Below are 23,169 nucleotides of genomic sequence, written 5' to 3' on the forward strand. Positions count from 1 at the left end.
CATTTAAACCACTAAACTGCGCTTTTTCGCCTTGAACTAAGCATAAATAGCTTAGCCCTGAGCATTTACGTTTTTATTTTGGTAAAAAGCACTCAGTTTTAATGAGTGCTGAGTAGTTACAAATAACCTTCATTTGATCATAATTTAAGCATTATTGAGTAACGAAATTGAATGTCAGAAGCTTGTAGATGAGATAAATGAACTTGCTACTAATCATTAATTGCTTTAGACGTCTAGATGGCTTAGTATGCACTGGTAATTACGATGTAGATCACAGACTATATTGATCCAACAAAACGTAACACCCGATTAATTTCAGGAAATCTGATGATAGAAATAAAAAATGTAAACAAGGTATTTTATCAAGGCAATAAAGCGATTAATGCGCTGTCTGATATTAATCTCACCATAGAACAAGGTACTATTTTTGGCGTAATAGGATCATCTGGCGCAGGTAAAAGTACTTTAATACGCTGTGTGAACTTGTTAGAGCGTCCAACATCAGGACAGGTTATTGTTGATGGCGTCGACCTAACGGCCTTATCTGAACAAGAGTTAACACAAACTCGTCGCAAAATAGGCATGATTTTTCAGCACTTTAATTTGCTTTCATCGCGTACTGTTTTTAATAATGTTGCGTTGCCACTTGAACTAGCTGGTGTGGCAAAAAATAAAATTAAAAGTAAAGTAGAAGATTTATTAGAGCTTGTAGGCTTAGCAGATAAACGTGATGTTTACCCTGCCAACTTAAGTGGTGGTCAAAAACAACGTGTTGCGATTGCAAGAGCGTTGGCTTCTGATCCTAAAGTATTGTTATGTGATGAAGCAACCAGTGCTTTAGATCCAGCGACAACGATTTCTATTTTAGAGCTATTACGCAAAATTAATGAAGAGCTAAACCTAACTATTTTGCTGATCACCCATGAAATGGCCGTGGTAAAAGGCATTTGCCAAGAAGTGGCGATAATTGGTGATGGTAAATTAGTTGAAAATGGCACTGTGGGTGACATCTTTGCACACCCAAAAACAGATCTCGCACGTGACTTTATTCGTTCAACATTAGACTTATCAATACCTGCTGACTACGAAGCGCGCTTACATGCTACACGCACAAAAAATAGCTACCCATTAATTCGTTTAGAATTTACAGGCGCTTCCGTTGATGCACCTGTGATCAGTCATGTAGCACGAGAGTTTGATATCGATATTAGTATCTTAAGCTCAAATATGGATTACGTTGGCGGAGTTAAGTTTGGGCTTATGTTAGCCGAATTCATTGGCCCTGAAGCTTGTGCGAATAAAGCAATTCAGTATTTAAAAGAACAAAAAATTGAACTAGAGGTGTTAGGTTATGTCATTTAATGCAGTGATTACATGGTGGACTGAAAACACCCGTTTAATTGAGTTATTAGTGGACTCTTTATGGGAAACCCTAGTGATGGTATTTACCTCTGGTTTTATTGGTTTTGCTGTGGGTATTCCTCTGGGGGTGTTGTTACACTTAAGTAAAAAGAATGGTTTGTTAGAAAATACCAGCATGAATAAAATCTTAGGTATAGTGGTCAATATTGGCCGCTCTATCCCATTTATTATTTTATTGGTTGCACTTATACCGGTGACTCGTTTTATCGTTGGTTCATCGATTGGTACTGCCGCAGCGATTGTGCCACTGACTATCGGTGCCATTCCGTTTATTGCTCGTCTGGTTGAAGGTGCACTATTAGAAGTGCCGTCTGGTTTAGTAGAGGCTGCACAAGCGATGGGCGCAAAACCAATGCAAATTATTAAAAAAGTATTATTACCAGAAGCATTACCCGGCATTATAAATGCCGTAACTATCACACTAGTGACCTTAGTAGGTTACTCGGCGATGGCTGGTACCGTTGGCGGTGGAGGTCTTGGTGATGTAGGTATTCGTTATGGCTATCAACGTTTTGATGCGACGGTAATGATGATCACTATTGTGATCTTAGTTATCTTGGTACAAATGATTCAATCACTAGGTGATCACCTTGTTAAGCGTGTTGATCATCGTTAAATTTTTATTCTTAACTATTAACTCTAAAAAGTAAGTCACATTCAAAGGAAAATATATGAATTTTAATATCAAAAAAGTATTAGCCGTTTTAGGTTTTGCATCAATCTTTGCCTTAGCGGGTTGTGGTGAAAAAGAAGTCGTCGCTGTTGATAATGACAAAATTACTGTCGGTGTTATTGCTGGTGCAGAGGCACAGGTTGCTGAAGTCGCAGCTAAAGTTGCTAAAGAAAAATTTGGTCTAGAAGTTAAGTTAGTGACTTTCTCTGACTACATTACGCCAAATGCAGCATTAGAAGAAGGTTCAGTCGATGTTAATGCATTTCAACATAAACCTTACTTAGATCAACAAATTACTGACCGTGGTTATAAGTTTGCTGTTGCTGGAAATACATTGGTTTATCCAATCGCTGGTTACTCAAGCAAAATCAAATCATTAGATGAATTAAAAGACGGTGATCAAATTGCTGTACCAAGTGATCCAACGAACCTAGGTCGTTCATTGATCTTGTTAGAAAAACAAGGTCTATTAACATTAAAAGAAGGCGTTGGTCTAAAAGCAACTGTTTTAGATATTGTTAGTAGTGAAAAAAATCTACAAATAATTGAATTAGAAGCTGCGCAATTACCACGTTCATTAGATGATGTTAGCCTTGCTATCATCAACACAACTTACGCAAGCTCTATTGACCTTTCTCCTGACCACGATGGTTTATTTGTTGAAGATAAAGACTCTCCATACGTAAACTTGATCGTTGCACGTGCTGATAATGTTCAATCAGAAAACGTACAAAACTTTGTTAAAGCATACCAAACAGATGTTGTATTTAATGCAGCCACTGAAATCTTTAAAGGTGGCGCTGTTAAAGGTTGGTAATCTGTTCTTTTTACAGTTATCTATACTTATTAATTGATGATATTAATTAACGCAGGGAAGTAATAGTACTCTGTTATATAACACTGTACTAAGTTGATTAAAAAGGTATTAAGCCCCGCTTAATACCTTTTTTTATAGCGATTGAAAAATGCTTTCTTAGTATCGACTATTGATACTTCTTATTAATACACTCTCTTAGTCGCTATCCTTAATACGCATCCAACTAAATTACTGATCAACAGTCATTAAAATAAATCATCTGAAACGCTATCTCAGCAAAGCCCTGCAATAAACTGACTACAAACTCTAAATCTATCTATAAGCCATCTTGATCGCCAGCGCTAACCAATCAATAAGCGGTATTGAAGCGAGTCTGGCTAGTAAGTGATGTGTATGAATAGCACAAAGATTTTAGTATGATCAATGATTACTTTTACTGTGCTCTGTAACTGCTTTGTTGAAGCATCGCCGGTTAAAGGTCGAATATAATAAAAGACCTAAGGACAATGCAATCAACAGTCTAGTGAATAGGTTTGAAAGGAATAATGAAATGAAAAAAATAACATTGCTCATGTGCATCTTGATGCTGCCAGTATCCGTTCAAGCCGACTGGAAAGAGTCACTATCAACAGGTTGGAATTCAGTTAAAAATACAAGCTCAAAAGTTTATACCGATTTAATCGAAGACGATGCTGAAATAGAAGGTTTATCCACACTTTCTGCTGCAAGGCAAAAATCCATTATCACATGGGATAAAATGGAAGATCGCTTCGCTGATATTATTGAAGTAAAAGAAGATAAGAGTGTAGCACCAGAAAGTGCTTTCTTTAAAAAGAATAAAGCAGGGTATCAAGAAGATATCGATGATCTGTTAGGCGATATCTACGCGATTTTAAATGATGATATCGTGAAAGAAGCGAGTAATAGCATTACTCAAATTGATTCAAAAATGTTAGATCTCCAAGCAAAGGCTTCTCAACAAAAATCTAAATCAGTCATTTTGATTGGCGAAGAGAGACAAGATGCATTACAAAAGCAGCAAGAATACGAAAACGATATAGAAGTGTATCAACAAAATCGTCAAAAAATGATTGAAGCAGTACAAGCTCGTCTTGATGATTTTGGTACTGAGCTTTCATTTGAACAAGTTGAGGCGCTGTTAGTCCGAGTGAATGCCGATGATATTCTCGCTATGACCACTGTTTTCCCAGTGATTAGTGAAATTGCCAGTTCTTTTGCTAAGATCACTGCAGCGTCAGGTGAAGATCTTAATAATGCGAAAAAATACTACAGCATGTATGTCGTGCTGTTAGAGTTACAGCTGTACATTCAAGAGCGTTATATTGGTGATCTCAAATACAAATATCTTCCTCGTATTGATGAGCTACAAAGTAAACAAAATAGTTTAATTAACAGCACTCAACAAGCGCAACGTAACGCTTCTTCAAAACATAAAGTATCGTATTCTTTGAACTTAAAAAGCCAGAATACGACACTACAGGCTATCAAACTATATAAGGTGAGTATGCAGCAAGATTTAAATAAAATGTCTAAAGCTCACGCACTACTGATGCAAGATTATACTTTAGCGGTGAATACCTTAAACACGGTCACCATGTCTTCTCAAGTGAGCAGTCTTATCACTGATAGTAATCAACTCTTTGATAGAATAATGGCGTTACAAGCACCAGAGTTGGTACCATTTAATAATATTCAAATGCAAAAAGAGTTCTCCGCATTAACTGAACAAATCAAATAAGCATTTTAATAATCAGTTCGAATATTATTTAAATAAACTATAGTCAATAACCAATAACCAATAACACCAGTGGCTACTGGTTTTAGATAAACTTTAATAGATGAAAAGTGAAATACTCAAGGTTAAATATTAAAGGTTAAATATTAAACTTTAATAATCAAAGATATGATGGCATTTTTATTCAACAATATAAATGCCCATAACTATAACTACAACAATAACTACAACCATAGCCATAACTGTAACCACTCATCATGCGTTATCTTGTAAGTGTAAAATCCAGTTCTGCTCTATTGCTGTTAGCAACCATTTTTCAAATGAAAAGTCGTTGCAATGACCCACTGCATCTAGGGCGTCTGCTAATGGTTTTCCTGCTTTTAGGTAATACATAAAATCAGCATCACTATCAGTTAAGCGAGTTACCTTGGGTTGATACTGTCGTCTGAATAACATTACCGTTCGCGGTTTGCATTTTGCTGATAATGCAATTTTTGCATTACGCATTGCATCTTCCCGTATTGATTGCTCTGGGTGGTGATGGGCTTGAAAAATATCGTCAATGGGAAACATCGTTTGCATTAACGTTAGATTCTCATTAAAAATAACACTGATATTTTCTGGCTCTGTATTCGCTAGTAACGCTAATGAAGCGTTTACCAATGTTTGGTCTGGACCCTGTAATGCACAATGGAAATGCCAATCCAATGACGCGCAGTCTGGTAAATAGGGGTAATCATGCGCAATTTGATGCGTAGCAATAAAGTCAGCAAAAGTTTCTCCCCATTGTGCCCAATCTCCTTGATCTGGCGGACATAACGTTAAAAACTCCTGCACTAGGCTTTCACTTATATCACTGTCTAATAATTTAAAAATGGTTGGAAAGGTAATGCTTAATGAACGTTGTGCATTAGCCAATAAATTACGTCGATAGATAGCAATACCCGCAATATCGTAACCGCTCTCTGCTAATAAGGTTGGGTTATCATTCCAAATCAAGGTTAATAAAAGCTGTTGCTCATTCATTTTATTTCCTGCGCTAATATTTTATGTTAATTCATTATTCGGTGTAGGTAGGGGGCGCGATAGCAAGGGTTTTATGAACTCCTGCGCAGTAAGCGTTAGCCACCTAGACAAGTGTCTGTCTCACTCTATAAGAGCAGGGGAGCACTCTAAATCAGTATGTTAGAAGTAACTAAGACTATATTCTTTCTCTGCTAATACGGCATTCGCGATAGTACGGGCTTTATTAGCTTCATCAATAAGTGTTGACCAGTTTGGTAAATTATTGTCCCATTCAATTAATGTAGGGACCGCACCAAACCGTTGTAAAGCTTGCTGGTAACCTTGCCATACTGGAGAAGAAACCGGGCAGGCGTGATCATCAATCATTAATCCTCCTGCAGCAGGTTGAGAGCAGCCAGCTAAATGGATTTGTGCAACGCTATTGATTGGCAATACATTGATATAATCAGCGATAGATTGTTCAATATTGGCACCTTCAAAGTTAATACTATTAACCGCAATATTATTAATATCTAACAATATTTTTGCACCAGTACGTTGGCTCAGTGCTGCTAAAAAAGTAGCTTCTGAAATATGACTTTGTTCGAACGTTAAGTATGATGACACATTTTCTATAATCAGTGGTCGGCCTAAAAAAGACTGTACCTTATCTACTTTGATACACATCCTGTCTAAGCTGGCATGCGTATGTTCAATAGGCAGCAAATCACCACTGTGTATTAATTGTCCTTGCTGCTGACCCCAAGTAAAACTGGCATGTTCTGACATTAAAAAAGGGTCAATACTGTCTGTTAGTTTCTTCAAACGCTGCAAATAATCGTTAGGAATATTTTCACGAGAGCCTAAACCCATGGATGTGGAGTGCAGACTGATTGGGTATTTTTCGCGAACTTGGTGTAACACAGATAGCGCAGCACCACCTTCACCAAAAAAATTTTCAGAGTGTACTTCTACAAAATCAACTTGCTTAGCTTGTGTTAATACGTCAGTAAAATGTGGATGCCTTAAACCGACACCAATTAATATATTCTGATTATTTACTGACATATTACTTTTCCTATAATTTATAGCCGTTTCATTCAGTTTGAGATCTCTATTTCACTCGTTTTATAGAGCTGTTCTTCATTCTGATTGCTAGGGCTACGAGTTTGCTTTGTAATGCGCTTTCGCTTCAGCTTTTGATAACCCACCAAGTGTAGAACAAGTCCCTTTTGCAACGAGTTTCCACTCACCTTTATCATTATCAAGTGATGATTGACCAGCACATGAATGGGTACCTGCTAAATTTGCGCAGTCATTTTGACCTGCCGCAGCGATGCCGTAACACTTTTCTTTACTCGCTGCTTGTGCAGGCGCTGAAACACCTGCGGCAATAACCGCTGCTAAGGCTGCGCTTGCTAATAATTTATGACTCATAAAAAAATCCTCTGAAGGTTTATTAGTGATGCATTGTTAAATGAAGCAACTAAATATATTGCTCTAACCATTGCATCAATTGGACTGGCGGCATGCCACCGATCTGTTGTGCAATAATCTCGTTATTTTTTACTAGTAATAGCGTTGGTACGCTTCGTATGCCGTAATCTATCGCGTCATGTTGTGAAGCATCAACATCCACTTTAATGGTGTTAAGGTGTTGGTTCATTGCATTGGATACATTTTCAACAACAGGTGTCATCGATTGGCAGGGCCCGCACCAAGACGCACTAAAAAAGAGTAGTGAATGTTCGTGCTCTAATAATAAATCATCAAGAGAGTCGTTAGCGGTTAGTTGCTTCATGGTTAAATCTCGCTTATTGCTATTAGTGTTATTCGTTTATTTTTTCAATTTGAGCTTCAGTCAAACCTTTAATACCCGTCCAGTTAACTTGTGCGGTTTCAAGGAAACCTGGGACATCTTTTAACCATTGTCTTTGTACATCTTTGTTAAGGTTTAAATATAATTTATCGCCTTTGATATGCCATGCTGTTGGGTCAGTATCAAACTTCTGATTCATCGCTACACCCATCGCACAAAAGCCACCGTATTGTGGAGCATACTTAGCCGGCGTTGCTTTAAATAAATCACGGTTATCGGCATTTGAAAAGTGGTAGATAGCACCATTGTAAGCGGCTGTATATTTGTCAGAGCCTTTAGTCGGTGCACCTTTAGTAAAGTATGAAACGGTATCGTAGCCCTGAATTGCTAGGTCGTTACTATTTGCATTAACTTCAATGTTGGCTGCAAAACTGAAGCTGCTGACTAACAGTGCAGAGCTTATTAGTGTGGATTTGATGAGTGATGAAAGTGTCATTGTATTTCTCCATGTTTAATAACGATAGTTTTAAATTAAGTCAGGACGGATTCTGGCTTGGTTAATAATATAAGGCTTTCAATCTAGTGAAAGGGATGACATAGTCCATATTTTGAACCCAATCGTCCAAAGTGGTCAGGGAGATAGTAACAATGGATCAACTTTCAATTATCTTGAAGCGGTTTTCGATGAACACGGAAGTCTTTTTTACTGGCAATTTGTGTGGCATTAGTCATTTTGATAAACAACCTAATCAAGGCCATTTACACCTTTTACAGGCAGGTGAGTTAACGCTTATTGATGAGCTGGGCAAATCTCAATTGTTTAATCAGCCGACGGTATTATTTATTCCTTTACCACATACTCATCGTATTGTTGGTGATCCTAATAATCCACCGAAGTTGGTCTGTGCTAATGTAATTTATAATGAAACAACATCTAATCCGATTGCAGAAGCTCTGCCTACCTTGCTGCATTTTAATCTCAATGATTGTCCTAAAATAAAACAGACGTCACTGGCATTATTTGAAGAGGCTTTTGAAGATAGATGCGGTCGATTACCTATGATTAACTCCCTGACGGATATTTTTATTATTTATATTCTTAGGCATGTATTGAGTCATAAAATGATCAAGCATGGTTTATTAGCTGGATTATCTCACCCTCAAATTTCTAAAGTTATCTTAGCTATCCAAGATGCGCCCGAGCGGCAATGGGGGTTAGAGGAGATGGCAGAACTGGCATTAATGTCACGTTCTAAATTTTCTGAATTATTTAAACGCCTTGTTGGTCAAAGCCCTGGAGACTATGTTATTGATTGGCGAATTATTGTAGCGAAAAGTTTATTAAAGAAAAATAAGTCAGTGTCATTAGTCGCCAATGCAGTGGGTTATGAGAACGGGTCTGCACTTGCTCGCGTCTTTAGAAAAAAACTAGGTATGTCACCTAAGGAATGGCTGGAAAAAATGAAGTTATTCAATGCATGAAAATAGAGGTCGAAAATCCTGTAGTAGGAAGCTAGATCCTAAGAATAGAAAGTCTACAGCGATAAGATTGTAAGTATTAAGGTGTAAAATGATAGGTTGGAAATATAGAGTAGCTGTAAAGCTACTCTATAAAAGGCAATGCGAGAATAGCTATTTTATAACAGCTATTTGATAAAGTTAGGCTTTACGACGACGCGCGGCTACTAAGCTAATTAAGCCTAAACCAAATAAGGCCATTGCACCAGGTGCAGGAACTGAAGCAATTTTTGCGACTTCAGTTGCTTGTGTACCATTTCTTAACACACCGTAAGTAAGTAGAGTCGCTGCACCAGTGTTTTCCCAGAACAACAAATCAAAAGATACTAAACCAGTATCTGCAAAGCTAATCAGCCCGCTACTTCTTTTAGCTGTATTTGCATTGTAGGTATAGACTGGATTACCCGCTAGACTAACTATCATGCCATCATCGTGGAAAAACTTCAGTGCAGAATATAAAGAAGTGTCAACAAAACCTGTTGCAGTTAATACAAACGTTTGATTATGACCATTATCAAATCCAGGCGCTCCATGTGCTGCAGCATCGCTGTAAAAAATATTATCACTTTCAAATGAAGATGTTGAGGCAGTTGCGCTATCAATAACTGCTTGAGATTGTGCAATATTGCTTAAAGATGAGTTTGTCTCATAGATATTAATAAGAGCTGCATTTGCGTTTAAAGCCATTAGTGAAGTAACGGCAGCTATGATGATTTTTTTCATGAAATTGATTCCTTTCGTTGTTAGGTTGTTTTTATAATACTCATTAATGATTAACTAATATTGAGTATATATCGCATAGTAAAGCAGTAATCGTGCCAATATGATAATGTGTTAAAATTCAGGTTCTTACTGAGTTGCCGTATGATCTCTGTTTTAATGTGTAAATTTATTCGTCATAAATGCTTATTTTTATACAACGGCTTCTGCTGCATTTATTACAGGTGTTGCCGATCATAAAAAATTTGACGGTACAAAAATAATGTTCATAAAACACAGGTAAAGTATTTAGCGATATCAGCACTTGTATTATTAAGCATAAAATAGGTGCTTTATATTGACTGTTTGACCTGTATCAAGTTATGGTTCTGCCTCCTTTGGATATCGTGTTAAAACGATGCATTTGTAGTGGTCATTAATCCCGTTATGTCGGTTACCATCACATCTGTTTGGGAACTTGGTTAAAGACCAAGGCTGCCCCCGCAACGGTAGAGCAATATTTATTGATTTTGCTGAGCCCGGATACCAAACCTCTGGATGATACTTGCTTTTGACGCAAGTACCGTGGTGTTGCGGAGGGCTTCACCGGCTGGTTTATCTTTATTAAGCATATTGGCAACAGTCATGTATTGCTTATTCTAGGTGTTCCATCTCCTCCACAACTTCGCCTGTTCATTAATCAGACGGAGATTTTTCTGTGTTAACCTTTAAAAAACTAAAACAATTTTCTAATCCCTTCATTTTAGCCGTAACCTGTATGCTTTCATTTTCGGCCAATGCTCATTTCCAAATGCTTTACACCCCTGAATTGTTACATGCAAAAGGCGGGGCAATCAGCTTTAAAATGCCTTTTACACATCCAGCTGCAAGCGGACATGTGATGGCTGTGGATAAACCTGAAGCTTTTTACATGATTAAAAAAGGTAAAAAGACCGACCTTATTGACACGGTTACTGATATTGAGTGGGAAAGCGCAGTTGATAAAGGCCATGCTTATCAGGCAGATGTGAAGTTACGTGGTTTAGGTGATTATGTCTTTATTGCACAGCCTTCTCCTTATTTTGAAGCAGAAGAAGATATTTATATTCAACAAATCACCAAAACAATTGTGAATGTTGGTAACCTCCCTACAGACTGGAATAAAGACATTGGGTTAACGGCTGAAATAGTGCCACTCACTAAACCTTATGCTATTTATGAAGGCGGTATTTTTAGTGCGGTAGTGAAGTCTAATGGCAAGCCAGTTCCATTTGCTGCTGTTGAAGTCGAATTTATGAATTATGTACCGGATATGCAAAATAATCATTTTGCCAAAGAACCGATTATGACACCGCCTTCGGATATTTTTGTGACTCAGACGATCTATACCGATGCGAACGGCACCTTCCACTTTTCATTATTAAAAGCAGGGCAGTGGGGATTTGCCGCGTTAGGTATAGGTGAAAAAACAACTTATCAAGGTAAAGCGTTATCACAAGACGCGGTTATTTGGGTGCAAGCGACTAAGTTACCATAGTCTTTGTAGCGTCGGCTTATATAGGCGCAACGTATTACTTAGACGTATCACTTTAAACGGATAAATTATGCATATTGTTGATGGTGCTCTGTCAGTACCGGTATTAGTCAGTGGCGCAGTTTTGGCGGTCGTCGGTGTTTTTATTGGTCTAAAAAAAATGGATTATGACCACCTGCCATTGGTGGGCGTATTAGCTTCTGTATTTTTTATTGCTTCTTATATCCATTTACCCTTGGGCTTTTCTAGTGTGCATTTAATTATGAATGGACTACTCGGCATTATTTTAGGCTGGGTTGCTTTTCCGGCATTATTAGTGGCATTGCTATTACAGGTTATTTTCTTTGGCTTTGGCGGTTTACTCGTATTGGGTGTTAATACCGTCAATATCGCGTTGCCGGCAGTGATTATTTATTATCTTTGTTACAAAGGCATTCGCCATGAAAGTGCTAAAGTTGCAGCTATTTGGGGCGCGATTGGCGGTGCCGGCGCCATTATCATTACCTCGGTGATGGTGGCTTTTTCATTAGCGTTATCGGGTGAGTCATTTGTATTAGCGGCAAAAGCAGTATTACCTGCGCATATTCCTATTATGATCGTGGAAGGTTTTGTTTCTTATGCTGCAGTCTATTTAATTCATACGGTAAAACCTGAGTTTATTACTAAGGAAAAAAGTTAATGAAAAGATTTTATTCATTATTTATTTTATTGCCTTTTTTATGGTCACTGACGATGAATGCTTTAGCGCATAATGTCGTCGGTGGTGTTTACGTCAATGGTTTTGATATTGAAGGTGAAGCTGGTTTTTCTAATGGTGCGATGGCTAATGCGGGGACGTTGGTTAAAGTGTCTGATCAGTCGGGGACGCCGCTGGGGGAAGTGGTGACTGATGAAGATGGCTTTTTTATATTCACTGCTAGAAAACGTATTAATCATGTGTTTGAAATAAATATGGGAGCGGGGCATACATTAAAAATGCTATTACCTGCTGAAGAGTTGCCTGAAGATCTAGACAATATTGTAAATAATAATATTAACAGCACCATTAGTGGCAATAGTGCCAATAGCAGCAATATAGATACTTCTAGCGCCGCTACTTCTGCGTCTAAAACGTCTGTAAACACTAAAACAAGTACAATCACGGGCACTAGCCAAAATATGAATAATGGGCCGATGTTAAGCGCCCAAATTACGCCATTAATGTTAGAGAAAGCGATTGCTAAACAGATAAAACCTTTACGCAAAGAGATCCAAGCATTAAAAGAAAAATCAGGGTTCCGCGATATGATCGGTGGTATTGGCTATATATTTGGTTTGCTGGGATTGGTGGCTTTTTTACGTGAACGTAAATTAAAGGCTAACAAGTAATGTCGCAGGGGCTAGAGCATAGTTTGACGTCATGGTCAGGACAAGCACTAAAACATCAAGCATCATGGATAGATGCAATTGATGCACGTGTGCGTGTGGTTTGCTCGGGGTTATTTGCGCTAGTTGTCGTTTTAAGCAGTCATTTTGTGCCGACCTTAGTCGGTTTGTTAGCTGCTTTTATACTGGTGAAGTCGAGCAAACTCAATATAAAGCGTACCTTGCGTCGAGTGATTGCGATGGATTTGTTCATGTTAACGCTAATATGTGTTTTGCCGTTTACCACACCCGGTGATGCGATGTTTAGTGTGTTTGGTTTTGATGCTAGTTGGCAAGGTTTAGCACATGCGTTATTAATCACTATTAAAGCGAATGCGGTGTTGTTAGTGTTATTTTCATTAGTAGCAACGATGAGTGCATCAACTCTAGGGCATGCACTTGCACATCTTAAAGTACCTGATAAATTAGTTCACTTAATGTTATTTATGGTGCGTTATTTAGATGTGATCAGCCAAGAATATAAAAAGATGCGTCGTGCAATGCAAGCGCGTGCTTTTGTTCTGCGCACCAATCAACATACTTGGAAAAGCATCGGTTACTTGTTTGGCATGCTATTAATTCGTTCTGTAGAGCGTGCTGAACGTATTTCAGGAGCCATGAAGTGTCGTGGTTTTTGTGGTCGTTATTATCTTAACGATGATATGAAAATGCGTCGCGTAGATGCTATTTTTGGTTTTGCTTTTTTCTGTTTCTTAATACTGTTAATAGGGCTCAATATTGATGACTTATTCAAATCAACCGCTGATTAAGATAGAAAACCTTAGTTACGCTTATCCAAGGCGTGGCAGTGTATTAAACGCCATTAACTTTGTTTTACATCGCAGTGAACGGGTTGTTATTAATGGTGATAACGGAGCAGGAAAAACGACGTTATTACATTTAATTGTTGGCCTTAAAAAAGCCAAGCAAGGTAAAATTATTGGCTTTGGTGAGAACTGTAAAACTGAGAAGCAGTTTAACCAGTTACGTGCTAAGGCGGGATTATTATTTCAAGATCCAGATGACCAGTTGTTTTGTCCAACGGTATTAGAAGACGTCATGTTCGGACCGTTAAATTTAGGGTTTACTAAGCAACAGGCGATTGAAAAGTCATTACAAACTTTGAAACAGTTGGGCATGCAAGGGTTTGAGTCACGTATTACCCACCAACTTTCCGGTGGTGAAAAACGCATGATCACCTTAGCCAGTGTATTAGTGATGGAGCCACAAGTATTAATTTTAGATGAACCAACTAACGCATTAGATGAGAAAGCTAAAATGCGCCTTTTAAATGTGTTGCAAGCATTGCCTCAGGCGATGATCATCATCTCCCACGATAAGATATTTTCAGACCAATTAGCAACGCGCCAATTAAACCTGCAAGATGGTTTATTAACTGAGGCATCAAATCCCTCGGTCGCTGTGGCTTAAGCCGCATTAGAGAGAATTAAAATGAGCAGCTACATCAATAATTATAATGACCCATCACTACAGGCTATTTTTCCTTTTAGCGCGGTGCAAGGGCAACCTCTGTTTAAGTTAGCGCTATTGCTTGCAACGGTTAATCCCCTGATTGGTGGTGTATTAATTTCAGGACCTCGTGGCTGTGCTAAATCAACCTTAGCACGCGCCGTGTCAGACTTGTTGCCCGTTAAGGATGAACAGACTCCACAATTTGTCACGTTACCTTTAGGTGCAAGCGAAGAGATGCTGATAGGAACATTGGATTTAGACCATGTACTAAAAGATAAACAAGTTAAATTTTCTCCTGGCTTATTAAAAAAAGCGCATAACGGCATATTGTATGTTGATGAAGTTAATCTGCTGCCTGATCATTTGGTTGACCAGTTATTAGACGTGGCGAGCAGCGGCGTAAATGTTGTCGAACGTGATGGTATTAGCCATGCTCATGATGCCCGGTTTACTTTAATTGGCACCATGAATCCCGATGAAGGTGAGTTGCGTCCACAATTAAAAGATCGCTTTGGTTTGATGGTTGAATTAGATAATACGTACAGCCTCAATGAGCGTATTAATATTGTTAAAACACGACAACGTTTCGAACTTGATAAAATTGCTTTCTGTGATGATTACCAAGCAGAACAAATTTTTTTACAGCAACAAATTAGCGATGCACAGAAATTATTACCAACAGTACAGTGTAGCGATGATTGTTTAATCGAAATAGCCACCCGTTGCCAACAAGCAAATGTAGATGGGTTGCGTGCTGATATTATGATGCATCGAGCGAGTTTGACGCATGCCGCCTGGTGTGGACGAAAAGCAGTAACCTTTGATGACATCGCGCAGGTTGCACCTCTTGTTTTATCGCACCGTATGCAACATGCGGGATCTCCGCCGCCGTCATCAACACCACCATCTCCACAGACTGAAAAGAGCAATAATAGCGGTGGCTTTTCTCGTCCTCAAGCGCCGCAAAAAACACAATCATCACGTGAATCTAGCGTTAACCCAAGTAATGAACATAATGCGACAGACTCAGACGCGACTTCTGATTCGAATAATGATGGTCGTTCAGGTGAGTGGGGGGCGATGCCTGCTCAATCGGGAGAAGCTCAAAAAACTAACAGCACGCTCAATATCGAATTACCAACATTAAAAAAAAGTACATTAAGTGATGTATTTAAACCCAACTTATTGAGCGAACAACATAATAAAAATAAACAAGGTAAAACAACCAAAGGTGAGAGAAAGTCAACCTTAAATAGCCACAAACCAGATTGGTTTAAAACCTTAACAACGAGTTTAGGGCAATGGCCGCCAGCGCAGTTTTCCTTTAAAAAAATTTCAACGGGTGAACAGAGGTTACACCTTATTTTATTAGATACTTCTGCTTCGACATTAAGTGATAGCTTGTCTGCTATTGCTAAATCGGTAGTGATGAATATTACCGATAGCGCTTATTTACAGCGAGATAAAGTTAGTTTGTTAGGGTTTGGTAATAATAACGTCGAAACAATCATTAAAGCAGGTCGAGCACCTAAACAGGTGGCTCGTTTGTTAGATGATATTAGTGCTTTGGGTGGCACACCTTTGCGTCTTATTTTAGAAAAAGCCTCACAGAGTATTAAGCAGCTGACCCATCAATATCCAGGACTATCGTTTTTTTGTTATCTGATCACCGATGGCCGAAGCCGTGTTGATATTGATGATTTAAAACTTAAAGTACCGACTTTATTGATAGATATTGAAAAAGCACAGATAAAACGTGGTCGTGGAAAGTTATTAGCCCAGCAATTAGATGCACAATATCTAGCTATACAGTGCTAGCTATAAAGCGATGAGATATCTAGCCATAAAGCGGTTAGCTATAAAGCACCTAAAAATTCAGCATTCAAATAGGTAGCTAGTGTTATTTAACATGAAGAGATTAATTCGATGAAAGAAAAAGCAAGTTGTCCGGCACTATTTTTGGCCGCTCCTGCATCAGGACAGGGTAAAACAACCATTACGTCTGCTATTGCACGCTATTTTACTGAGCAAGGCAAGGTCGTGCGTGTTTTTAAGACTGGCCCTGATTATCTTGACCCGCAAATTCTAGCGCAAGCATCACACGGGCATGTTGAACAGTTAGACATGTGGATGGCCGGTGAAAACTACTGTCAGCAAAAATTGTATGAAGCAGCACAAGAAGCCGACCTTATTTTAGTCGAAGGTGCGATGGGGTTATTTGATGGTGAACCCTCAAGTGCTGATTTAGCCGCTCGTTTTAATATTCCCGTTGCGATTGTGATGGATGTAAAAGGCATGGCACAAACTGCCGCCGCCGTTGCGATTGGTTTAGCTAACTTTCGTGATGACTATAGTTGCTATGGTTTAATTGCTAATAATTGCAGCAGCGAGCGTCACGCTCAATTAATTAGAGAGGCATTGGCTGAACAATTGCCGTTATTAGCGTGTCTTAAAAAAGATGCTGATATCGCCTTACCTGAACGTCATTTAGGGTTGGTACAAGCCAGTGAAGTCTTTGATGAATTAGAACAAAAATTCACATTGGGATGCGAATGGTTAGCTGATGGTGTTAAGCGTGCTAATGGTAATGAAAGTACAGAAAAACTATTACTCACATTACCGCCAAGCGTTGATTTTTATGCCGGTGAAATAGAAAAAGTAGGCAAATTACTCGAAGGTAAAAAAATCGCCATTGCCCGTGATCTTGCTTTTAGTTTTATCTATCAAGCGAATACGCGATTATTAGAAGAGATGGGGGCAACACTGCATTATTTCTCTCCGCTAAAAGACACGCAATTACCTGACGCTGATGCTTTATGGTTACCCGGTGGATACCCTGAATTATACGCTCAGCAACTTGCGGCGAATACTCAATTACAAACACAAATTACTGGTTTTTATAATGCCGGTAAACCTGTACTCGCGGAGTGTGGTGGATTTCTTTATTGTTTAAACGAGCTGGTGGATCTTGATAACAAGCATCATAAAATGTGTGGTGTGTTAAATGGTCAAGGCAGTATGTCAGGTAAACGTGGTTGTCAGGGTATGCAAAAAGCAATGCTACCGGAAGGTGAAATACACGGCCATGCGCATCATCGATCTCGTGCGATCATGGAAGTAGATGCAATGGGGTATGGGCAACGTCAACGTCACCCCGCACCCGGTGAAGCCATTTATCGTGATAAGAAATTAACGGCGAGTTACTTACATCTATTTTTCCCGTCTAATCCAACGTTGATTGCTGATTTGTTTACCGGGAAATTACAAGCGGTGGATCAGCAAAAGCTAACAGATTGGCAGAATTATGCCGCTTCAGGCACTGATAAAAATTCTGTAGATAAAAAGCAAGCGGCTAATAAGCAGCAAGCATCTAGTCAACAGCATGCCGCTATGCAGGCTCAACAATAGGGAACGTTTATGTGGCCTGAATCGAGTGAAACAGAGCAACCATTACGTAATGGTTTAACCACAGGAAGCTGCGCAACAGCTTGCTGTGTTGCTGCTGTGCGCTCGTTACTGGCAAATAAACAACCCAATAGCGTTGAAATTACCTTACCGCGTGGAGAGAAGGTTGACCTTGATATTATCAGTTACCAACCGATCGACAATGGCATTCGTACCAGCACCATTAAAGATGCCGGTGACGACCCCGATGCCACTCACGGAGCGACCTTGTTTGTTGAACTATGTTTAACCGCTGAACAAGGTATTAAATTTAAAGCTGCTGAAGGTGTGGGTACAGTCACTCGCGAGGGTTTAGTCCTTGCCATCGGTGAACCGGCGATTAATCCTGTTCCGCGTAAAATGATGACAGGGCACCTTGAACATTATGCGCTCGCTTATCAATATGCTGGTGGCTTTGAAGTTTCTGTTGGGATTGAAAACGGCGAGCAGATTTCTTTAAATACGATGAACAGTCGTTTAGGTATTATTGGTGGTTTATCTATTCTAGGCACAACCGGTATTGTACGTCCTTATTCCTGTGCTGCTTATATTGCTTCTATTCATCAAGGCATTGATGTTGCGCGTGCTAATAACTTCACTCATTTAGCTGCTTCGACCGGTATTGCTAGTGAGCATGCGATTAAAGAATTTTATCAAATGAATGAAGTTAGCTTAATTGAGATGGGCGACTTTGTGGGGGCAATGTTGAAATATTTACGTCGTGAAAAAGTCGATCCTAAAACGGGTAATAGAATTCAAAAGCTCAGTATCAGTGCTGGTTTTGGTAAATTAACTAAGCTCGCAAATGGTCATTTGGACCTTAATAGTCGTCAATCCAGCATCGATTTTCAGCAGTTAGCCAATATTGCAAAATCTTTAGGCGCATCACAGGCATTACAACAACAAATTCTAGAGGCTAACACCACTATTGAAGTGTTAAATAAAACCAAAGCGGCGGGGTTAGATATTGCGACAGTTGTGTGTATGGAAGCATTAAAATTTGCCAAAACCATTGTTCATGAATCCATTGAAGTAGAGGTCTGGGCCGTTGATAGAAAAGGTTTATTTGTGGCAAATAGTTACAATGATCGCTTTGATAAAAATGGACATCGGATTAACATATCAGACGAACAACTTAATAGTGAAACAAAACCATGAAAGTTCTAGTTATTGGTGGCACAGCAGATGGGCGTAAACTTGCGACTCAATTGTTTGAGTTGGGATTTGATGTGATTTATAGCATTGCTGGCATAGTGCGTAAAGCGACCGTTCCTGGGCCTGTTATTAGTGGCGGTTTCACACAATTTGGTGGTTTGGCAACTTATATTTCTGACCATAAAATTACTCATCTTATTGATGCTACCCATCCTTTTGCTGAGACAATGAGTAATACCATTGCACAAGTGAGCAATGACTTGTCGATTCCTGCCATACGTTTTCACCGTAAGCCATGGCCTAAAACCGATAATGATTATTGGGTAGAGGTGTCTGAATGGCCTGAATTAATCGCAAAAGTGGCTCAACATCAATCCTTATTTATGACTGCAGGGCAAATCTCGCAGGATGTTATTGAACAATTGGCCAAACAAGCTAAACATCTATTATTGCGCACTGCGATGCCCGCTAAAGTACAGCTTCCGGCTAATGTCACTTGGTTAAAAGCGATTGGACCTTTTTTACTAGAAGATGAAAAGCAGTTACTCCAAGCCTATAAAATAGACGCGATTATTAGTAAAAATAGCGGTGGTGACGCTACCTACGCAAAAATACAAGCGGCGGCACAAGCGGGTATTCCTGTTTACCAATTTAAACGCCCACAGCTTGCGCCATTACAGTATGAGTTTGATAATGCAGCGGATTGTGTTGCCTTATTACAAACATGTATAACATCAACTAAATTGCCTAAATCTGCTTTCGCGTCCTCTGCAACATTAACTGAGTTTAAAAATGAAATTTGATTATATCCACGATCCAAGCTTGATCGAGAATGAAAGCTTTCGCCAAATTAGAACCTTAACCGACCTCGACCATTTATCCATAGAAGCGCAACAAGTGGTAATGCGTGTTGTACATAGCGTGGGTATTCCTGCGGTTGCTTCACAGGTTAGGTTGAGTGAACGCGCTTGCCAATCGGGTATTGAAGCATTGCAAAAAGGGGCGTCAATCCTGTGCGATGTGGAGATGGTTAAACAAGGCATCACCAAACGAATGATTAAAACGGATCCATTGTGTTTTTTAAATGCAGAAGGAGTGCCAGAACGTGCTAAAGCAACGGGCGAAACCAGAACCATGGCAGCACTAACCGCTTGGTTACCTTACCTGCAAGGCAGTGTAGTAGTGATTGGTAATGCACCTACTGCGTTGTTTCGTTTATTAGAAATGATTGCTCAAGGAGCACCTAAACCGGCTTTGATTATTGGTATGCCCGTTGGGTTTGTCGGTGCTGCTGAATCTAAACAAGCATTATGGGATGTTCATCAACAGTTAGGTATTGAATGTATCACTTTATTAGGGCGAGAAGGTGGCAGTGCTGTATCTAGCGCGAGCTGTAATGCCTTATTACGTTGTATCAAAGGAGAGTTGTATTAATGAGTATCATTAAAAAATTAATGAAAATGTTCGAGATTAATGTTGCTAGCAAAGTTAAATCATCGTCTAAGGCTACGCGAGAAATCGCAGTGATTGGTTTAGGGGTAGCTGAAAATGCCATGCTCAGCGAACAAGCTTTAATCGCGCTGCAATCTGCGGATCTTGTCATTGGATCTGAGCGTCAATTATTAACGTTAGAAAAGCACTTAGCGGTACAACCTAAGATAGAAACCATAGGGGAAGGTGAGCAGCAACAAGTTGAACCTCAAACTCCAAGTTTGCCACCAAGAACAGAAATAATCCCTAAATTAAAAGATTTGAAAGTGCTAATAGAAACCGAACAAAAAGTGGTTGTATTAGGCTCTGGTGATCCCCTTTATTACGGTATTGGTACTTGGATCAGCAAACACTTTAACGATGCAACAGTACGTTTTTTCCCAGCCGTTTCTAGTATTACACAAGCTTGTCATAGCCTGTCGATTGCACAGCAAGATGTAAATGTTATCAGTCTGCATGGTCGTCCGTTGGCAAAATTGAAAGTAGCCTTAAAAGCGCAGCAAACCTTATTGCTGTTAACCGATAAAGACAGCTTGCCACATCACCTTGCGGCAGTTTGTGTAGACTCTGGGTTTGTTGATGCTGAAATCATTGTGTGTGAGCGTCTTGGTTACACAGAGCAAAAAATATCTCGATTCACAGCACAAGCGTTATTAGAAGCAGAGTCTGAAGGCGCCTTGCAAAATTTTGATGCGTTACATGTATCTTTTGTCATTTGTGGTGCGAATAAAGGTTTCTTGCCTGAGTTCCCTGGCATTAAAGATGCTGATTTTGAAACGGGCGAGTTAGGTAGTAAAGGTATGATCAGTAAACGCGAAGTACGTTTATCTATATTGTCATTATTACAACCAAGTAAAAGAGACATTATTTGGGATATTGGCGCAGGTTGTGGTGGTGTTTCGATTGAGATGGCGTATTGGCAACCTAAAGCAAAAATTTATGCCATTGAGCATAACCAAGCGCGATTCGATTGTTTATTACTCAACAAGCAAAAGTTTGGTGTGGTTAATAATTTAAAAACTACTTTTGGACGAGCACCAGGAGCACTGACTGGCTTACCAACACCGAATAAAATATTTATTGGTGGGAGTGACGGAGCACTTCCTGAACTACTTGAGTCACTATGGGAAAAACTGCCAGAAGACGGACAAATTGTGGTCTCTGCAGTGATGGAAAAAACTAAATATCAATTATTAGATTTTTACATAAAACGCAGTGATGTTAATGATAGTGAGTTAGAGACATTACAAGTTGCCGTTAATAAAAGTAGAACCTTAGGTGGTCAGCTTGCTTACCGCCCAGCATTGCCAGTGAGTTTGTTTAGCTTTATTAAAAAGAGCAATAAAGAAATAGTAGAGGAATAGAAATGAATGATCTTGCTTCAACAGCCCAAGGTGGCCTGTTTATTGGTGTGGGTGTTGGCCCGGGTGACCCTGAGTTATTGACCTTAAAAGCATATCGTGCGATTCAACATGCAGATGTTATTTGTTATTTAGAAAATGAATCAGGACAATCGCAAGCACTTGATATCGCTGTTGAAGCATTGAGAAGTCCTATTAAAAAGCAGCAACATTTAGGCGTGCGTTTTGCGATGTCTCGTGAACGTGTTGCGGCTAATTTAGCTTACGACAAAGCGATAGGGCAAATTCATGAGCAATTAAAACAAGGAAAAACGGTTGTATTTTTATGTGAAGGAGACCCTTTGTTTTTTGGATCTTTTACTTATTTATTAGAGCGTTTAGACAGCCAATACGCTTCACATGTTATTCCAGGTATTCCAGCTTTTGTAGCAGCGACGGCAGAACTTAAAATACCACTAACGGTATTAAAGCAATCTTTCGCCGTGATCACTGGACGTCATAGTGACGCAAAAATTAAAGCCGCTTTATTAGAACATGATGCCGTTGTGATCATGAAAGCAGGTATTGAAAGACCGCGTTTATTAGCTTTATTAAAAGAAACAAAGCGTTTTGATGATGCCAACTATTTAGAGTATATCAGCCGTGATAATCAACAGGTGATCACTGATTTAAACTTTTTAGAGAATATAGCCGGACCTTACTTTTCATTATTTGTCATTACCCGTAAAGAACCGCGTCGGGAAGCTAATCAGGAAGCGAATCGGGAAGAGAGGGCGTGATTAGAATTATCTGCTTAACCGAAGTCGGGTTGCAATTAGCAAGGCGTTTACAGCACCTTTTATCTGAGACTGATACTAAAAGTGAAGTGTGTTTCAAACCGACTCCTTTTATTGATTCAGTGCAAACTTATTTTAAACAACAAGACTCGTTAGTGTTCATCTGTGCCACTGGCATCGTGATGCGTACTTTAGCGCCTGTTATCAAGGATAAATATACCGATCCTGCGGTATTAGTGTTAGATGAACAAGGGCAGTTTGTGATCCCTTTGTTATCGGGGCATGAAGGCGGGGCAAATGAGTTCGCACGACAAGTTTCAAACTTGCTAGAAAATCAATTAGTGATAACTACTGCCAATCGTTATTTAAACCCCATCTATGTAGTGGGGATGGGATGTGAACGACATTGTCCGGAAGCTGTTTTGCAAGGTTTATTGGACGAGTGTTTAACAACGGCTGGATTAACGATCAATGATATCAGTGCGATCACCAGTATCGATATCAAAAGCGATGAAGTGGGATTGATTGCATTATCGAAAAATTTACATAAACCGTATGTAACCTTTGATGCAGAAACCTTGGGGGCGATGGAAGAGCGATTGTCTACTAAGTCTGATTATATTTTTAAAACCGTCGGTGTGTATGGTGTTGCAGAATCGGCGGCATTATATCAAGCACAACAATTAACTAAGAATGGCAGCGAATTACTGCTCAATAAACAAAAAAATAAACAAGCTACCTGCGCAATTGCGCGCAGTTACAGTTTGTCTTAATCATCAGCTACCACTAGTGTAGCGAGTAAAAAATTTAAAACGTAAATAT

General features: G+C 39.3%; 24 protein-coding genes and 1 riboswitch. Of the genes, 18 read left to right on the top strand and 6 right to left on the bottom strand.

All coding sequences use genetic code 11. The features are described from left to right. The first annotated feature begins 327 nt into the window (after positions 1-327). The 4 genes from metN to H5084_RS14925 all read left to right on the top strand — a co-directional run bounded on the left by metN (position 328) and on the right by H5084_RS14925 (position 4,671). Positions 328-1,362: a methionine ABC transporter ATP-binding protein MetN gene (gene metN / locus H5084_RS14910; protein WP_182691175.1), complete on the top strand. Its 1,035-nt coding sequence runs from the start codon at positions 328-330 to the stop codon at positions 1,360-1,362. After that, positions 1,352-2,038 carry a methionine ABC transporter permease gene (locus H5084_RS14915; protein WP_182691176.1) on the top strand — a complete coding sequence of 229 codons (687 nt, stop codon included), beginning with the start codon at positions 1,352-1,354 and terminating at the stop codon, positions 2,036-2,038. Before metN ends, H5084_RS14915 begins: the two co-directional genes overlap by 11 nt. Before the next feature lie 55 nt (positions 2,039-2,093). Next, entirely contained in the window at positions 2,094-2,912 is an 819-nt protein-coding gene (gene metQ, locus H5084_RS14920; RefSeq protein WP_028868769.1) for a methionine ABC transporter substrate-binding lipoprotein MetQ, read from the top strand. Between the two features lie 550 nt (positions 2,913-3,462). Further along, the gene (locus tag H5084_RS14925) at positions 3,463-4,671 is read left to right on the top strand and encodes a hypothetical protein (protein ID WP_182691178.1); all 1,209 of its coding nucleotides are present in this window, start codon (positions 3,463-3,465) and stop codon (positions 4,669-4,671) included. Positions 4,672-4,923: 252 nt separating this feature from the next. Here H5084_RS14925 and H5084_RS14930 read toward each other — a convergent pair whose 3' ends face one another. From H5084_RS14930 to H5084_RS14950, 5 genes are all read right to left on the bottom strand, one after another. Continuing rightward, on the bottom strand, positions 4,924-5,694 hold the full coding sequence (locus H5084_RS14930; protein WP_182691180.1) for a putative DNA-binding domain-containing protein: 771 nt from the start codon (positions 5,692-5,694) through the stop codon (positions 4,924-4,926). A gap of 159 nt (positions 5,695-5,853) precedes the next feature. Then, positions 5,854-6,741 carry a DUF692 family multinuclear iron-containing protein gene (locus tag H5084_RS14935; RefSeq protein WP_182691182.1) on the bottom strand — a complete coding sequence of 296 codons (888 nt, stop codon included), beginning with the start codon at positions 6,739-6,741 and terminating at the stop codon, positions 5,854-5,856. Between the two features lie 93 nt (positions 6,742-6,834). Then, on the bottom strand, positions 6,835-7,110 hold the full coding sequence (locus tag H5084_RS14940) for a DUF2282 domain-containing protein (protein WP_028870302.1): 276 nt from the start codon (positions 7,108-7,110) through the stop codon (positions 6,835-6,837). Between the two features lie 49 nt (positions 7,111-7,159). After that, positions 7,160-7,474, bottom strand: coding sequence for a co-chaperone YbbN (locus H5084_RS14945; protein ID WP_182691184.1), 315 nt, complete (start codon positions 7,472-7,474; stop codon positions 7,160-7,162). 28 nt (positions 7,475-7,502) lie between these two features. Beyond that, entirely contained in the window at positions 7,503-7,988 is a 486-nt protein-coding gene (locus H5084_RS14950) for a YHS domain-containing (seleno)protein (protein WP_028870304.1), read from the bottom strand. 152 nt (positions 7,989-8,140) lie between these two features. Here H5084_RS14950 and H5084_RS14955 point away from each other — a divergent pair, with 152 nt between their 5' ends. Then, the gene (locus H5084_RS14955) at positions 8,141-8,974 is read left to right on the top strand and encodes an AraC family transcriptional regulator (protein ID WP_182691187.1); all 834 of its coding nucleotides are present in this window, start codon (positions 8,141-8,143) and stop codon (positions 8,972-8,974) included. A 177-nt stretch (positions 8,975-9,151) separates the two neighbouring features. Here H5084_RS14955 and H5084_RS14960 read toward each other — a convergent pair whose 3' ends face one another. Beyond that, positions 9,152-9,733, bottom strand: coding sequence for a PEP-CTERM sorting domain-containing protein (locus H5084_RS14960; RefSeq protein WP_182691189.1), 582 nt, complete (start codon positions 9,731-9,733; stop codon positions 9,152-9,154). 402 nt (positions 9,734-10,135) lie between these two features. Further along, positions 10,136-10,279, top strand: a riboswitch (cobalamin riboswitch). Between the two features lie 148 nt (positions 10,280-10,427). Here H5084_RS14960 and H5084_RS14965 point away from each other — a divergent pair. From H5084_RS14965 to H5084_RS15025, 13 genes are all read left to right on the top strand, one after another. After that, on the top strand, positions 10,428-11,246 hold the full coding sequence (locus H5084_RS14965; RefSeq protein WP_028870307.1) for a DUF4198 domain-containing protein: 819 nt from the start codon (positions 10,428-10,430) through the stop codon (positions 11,244-11,246). Positions 11,247-11,313: 67 nt separating this feature from the next. After that, a complete protein-coding gene (gene cbiM / locus H5084_RS14970) occupies positions 11,314-11,922 on the top strand; it encodes a cobalt transporter CbiM (protein ID WP_028870308.1) in 609 nt (202 codons plus the stop codon). Next, a complete protein-coding gene (locus H5084_RS14975; protein WP_182691191.1) occupies positions 11,922-12,611 on the top strand; it encodes a hypothetical protein in 690 nt (229 codons plus the stop codon). The genes cbiM and H5084_RS14975 overlap by 1 nt, the downstream gene beginning before the upstream one ends. Beyond that, on the top strand, positions 12,611-13,417 hold the full coding sequence (gene cbiQ, locus H5084_RS14980) for a cobalt ECF transporter T component CbiQ (RefSeq protein ID WP_028870310.1): 807 nt from the start codon (positions 12,611-12,613) through the stop codon (positions 13,415-13,417). The genes H5084_RS14975 and cbiQ overlap by 1 nt, the downstream gene beginning before the upstream one ends. Then, a complete protein-coding gene (locus tag H5084_RS14985) occupies positions 13,389-14,078 on the top strand; it encodes an energy-coupling factor ABC transporter ATP-binding protein (protein WP_182691192.1) in 690 nt (229 codons plus the stop codon). Before cbiQ ends, H5084_RS14985 begins: the two co-directional genes overlap by 29 nt. Positions 14,079-14,099: 21 nt before the next feature. Beyond that, positions 14,100-15,938 (top strand): AAA family ATPase, encoded by a 1,839-nt coding sequence (locus tag H5084_RS14990; protein WP_182691194.1) that lies wholly within the window; start codon positions 14,100-14,102, stop codon positions 15,936-15,938. A 108-nt stretch (positions 15,939-16,046) separates the two neighbouring features. Beyond that, positions 16,047-17,528, top strand: coding sequence for a cobyrinate a,c-diamide synthase (locus H5084_RS14995; RefSeq protein ID WP_182691196.1), 1,482 nt, complete (start codon positions 16,047-16,049; stop codon positions 17,526-17,528). 9 nt (positions 17,529-17,537) lie between these two features. Further along, positions 17,538-18,722, top strand: coding sequence for a cobalt-precorrin-5B (C(1))-methyltransferase (locus tag H5084_RS15000; RefSeq protein ID WP_182691198.1), 1,185 nt, complete (start codon positions 17,538-17,540; stop codon positions 18,720-18,722). Beyond that, complete coding sequence (gene cobK, locus H5084_RS15005; protein ID WP_182691200.1) at positions 18,719-19,522, top strand: precorrin-6A reductase; 804 nt, start codon at positions 18,719-18,721, stop codon at positions 19,520-19,522. The genes H5084_RS15000 and cobK overlap by 4 nt, the downstream gene beginning before the upstream one ends. Next, complete coding sequence (locus H5084_RS15010) at positions 19,512-20,153, top strand: precorrin-8X methylmutase (RefSeq protein ID WP_028870312.1); 642 nt, start codon at positions 19,512-19,514, stop codon at positions 20,151-20,153. Before cobK ends, H5084_RS15010 begins: the two co-directional genes overlap by 11 nt. Beyond that, complete coding sequence (cbiE, locus tag H5084_RS15015) at positions 20,153-21,574, top strand: precorrin-6y C5,15-methyltransferase (decarboxylating) subunit CbiE (protein WP_259396835.1); 1,422 nt, start codon at positions 20,153-20,155, stop codon at positions 21,572-21,574. The genes H5084_RS15010 and cbiE overlap by 1 nt, the downstream gene beginning before the upstream one ends. A gap of 2 nt (positions 21,575-21,576) precedes the next feature. Next, positions 21,577-22,350 (top strand): precorrin-2 C(20)-methyltransferase, encoded by a 774-nt coding sequence (cobI, locus tag H5084_RS15020; RefSeq protein WP_182691202.1) that lies wholly within the window; start codon positions 21,577-21,579, stop codon positions 22,348-22,350. Beyond that, positions 22,347-23,120 carry a cobalamin biosynthesis protein gene (locus H5084_RS15025; RefSeq protein WP_182691204.1) on the top strand — a complete coding sequence of 258 codons (774 nt, stop codon included), beginning with the start codon at positions 22,347-22,349 and terminating at the stop codon, positions 23,118-23,120. Before cobI ends, H5084_RS15025 begins: the two co-directional genes overlap by 4 nt. The last annotated feature ends 49 nt before the right edge of the window (positions 23,121-23,169 follow it).

Origin of the sequence: Psychromonas sp. SR45-3, assembly GCF_014163575.1 — a bacterium.
Classification (GTDB): domain Bacteria; phylum Pseudomonadota; class Gammaproteobacteria; order Enterobacterales; family Psychromonadaceae; genus Psychromonas; species Psychromonas arctica.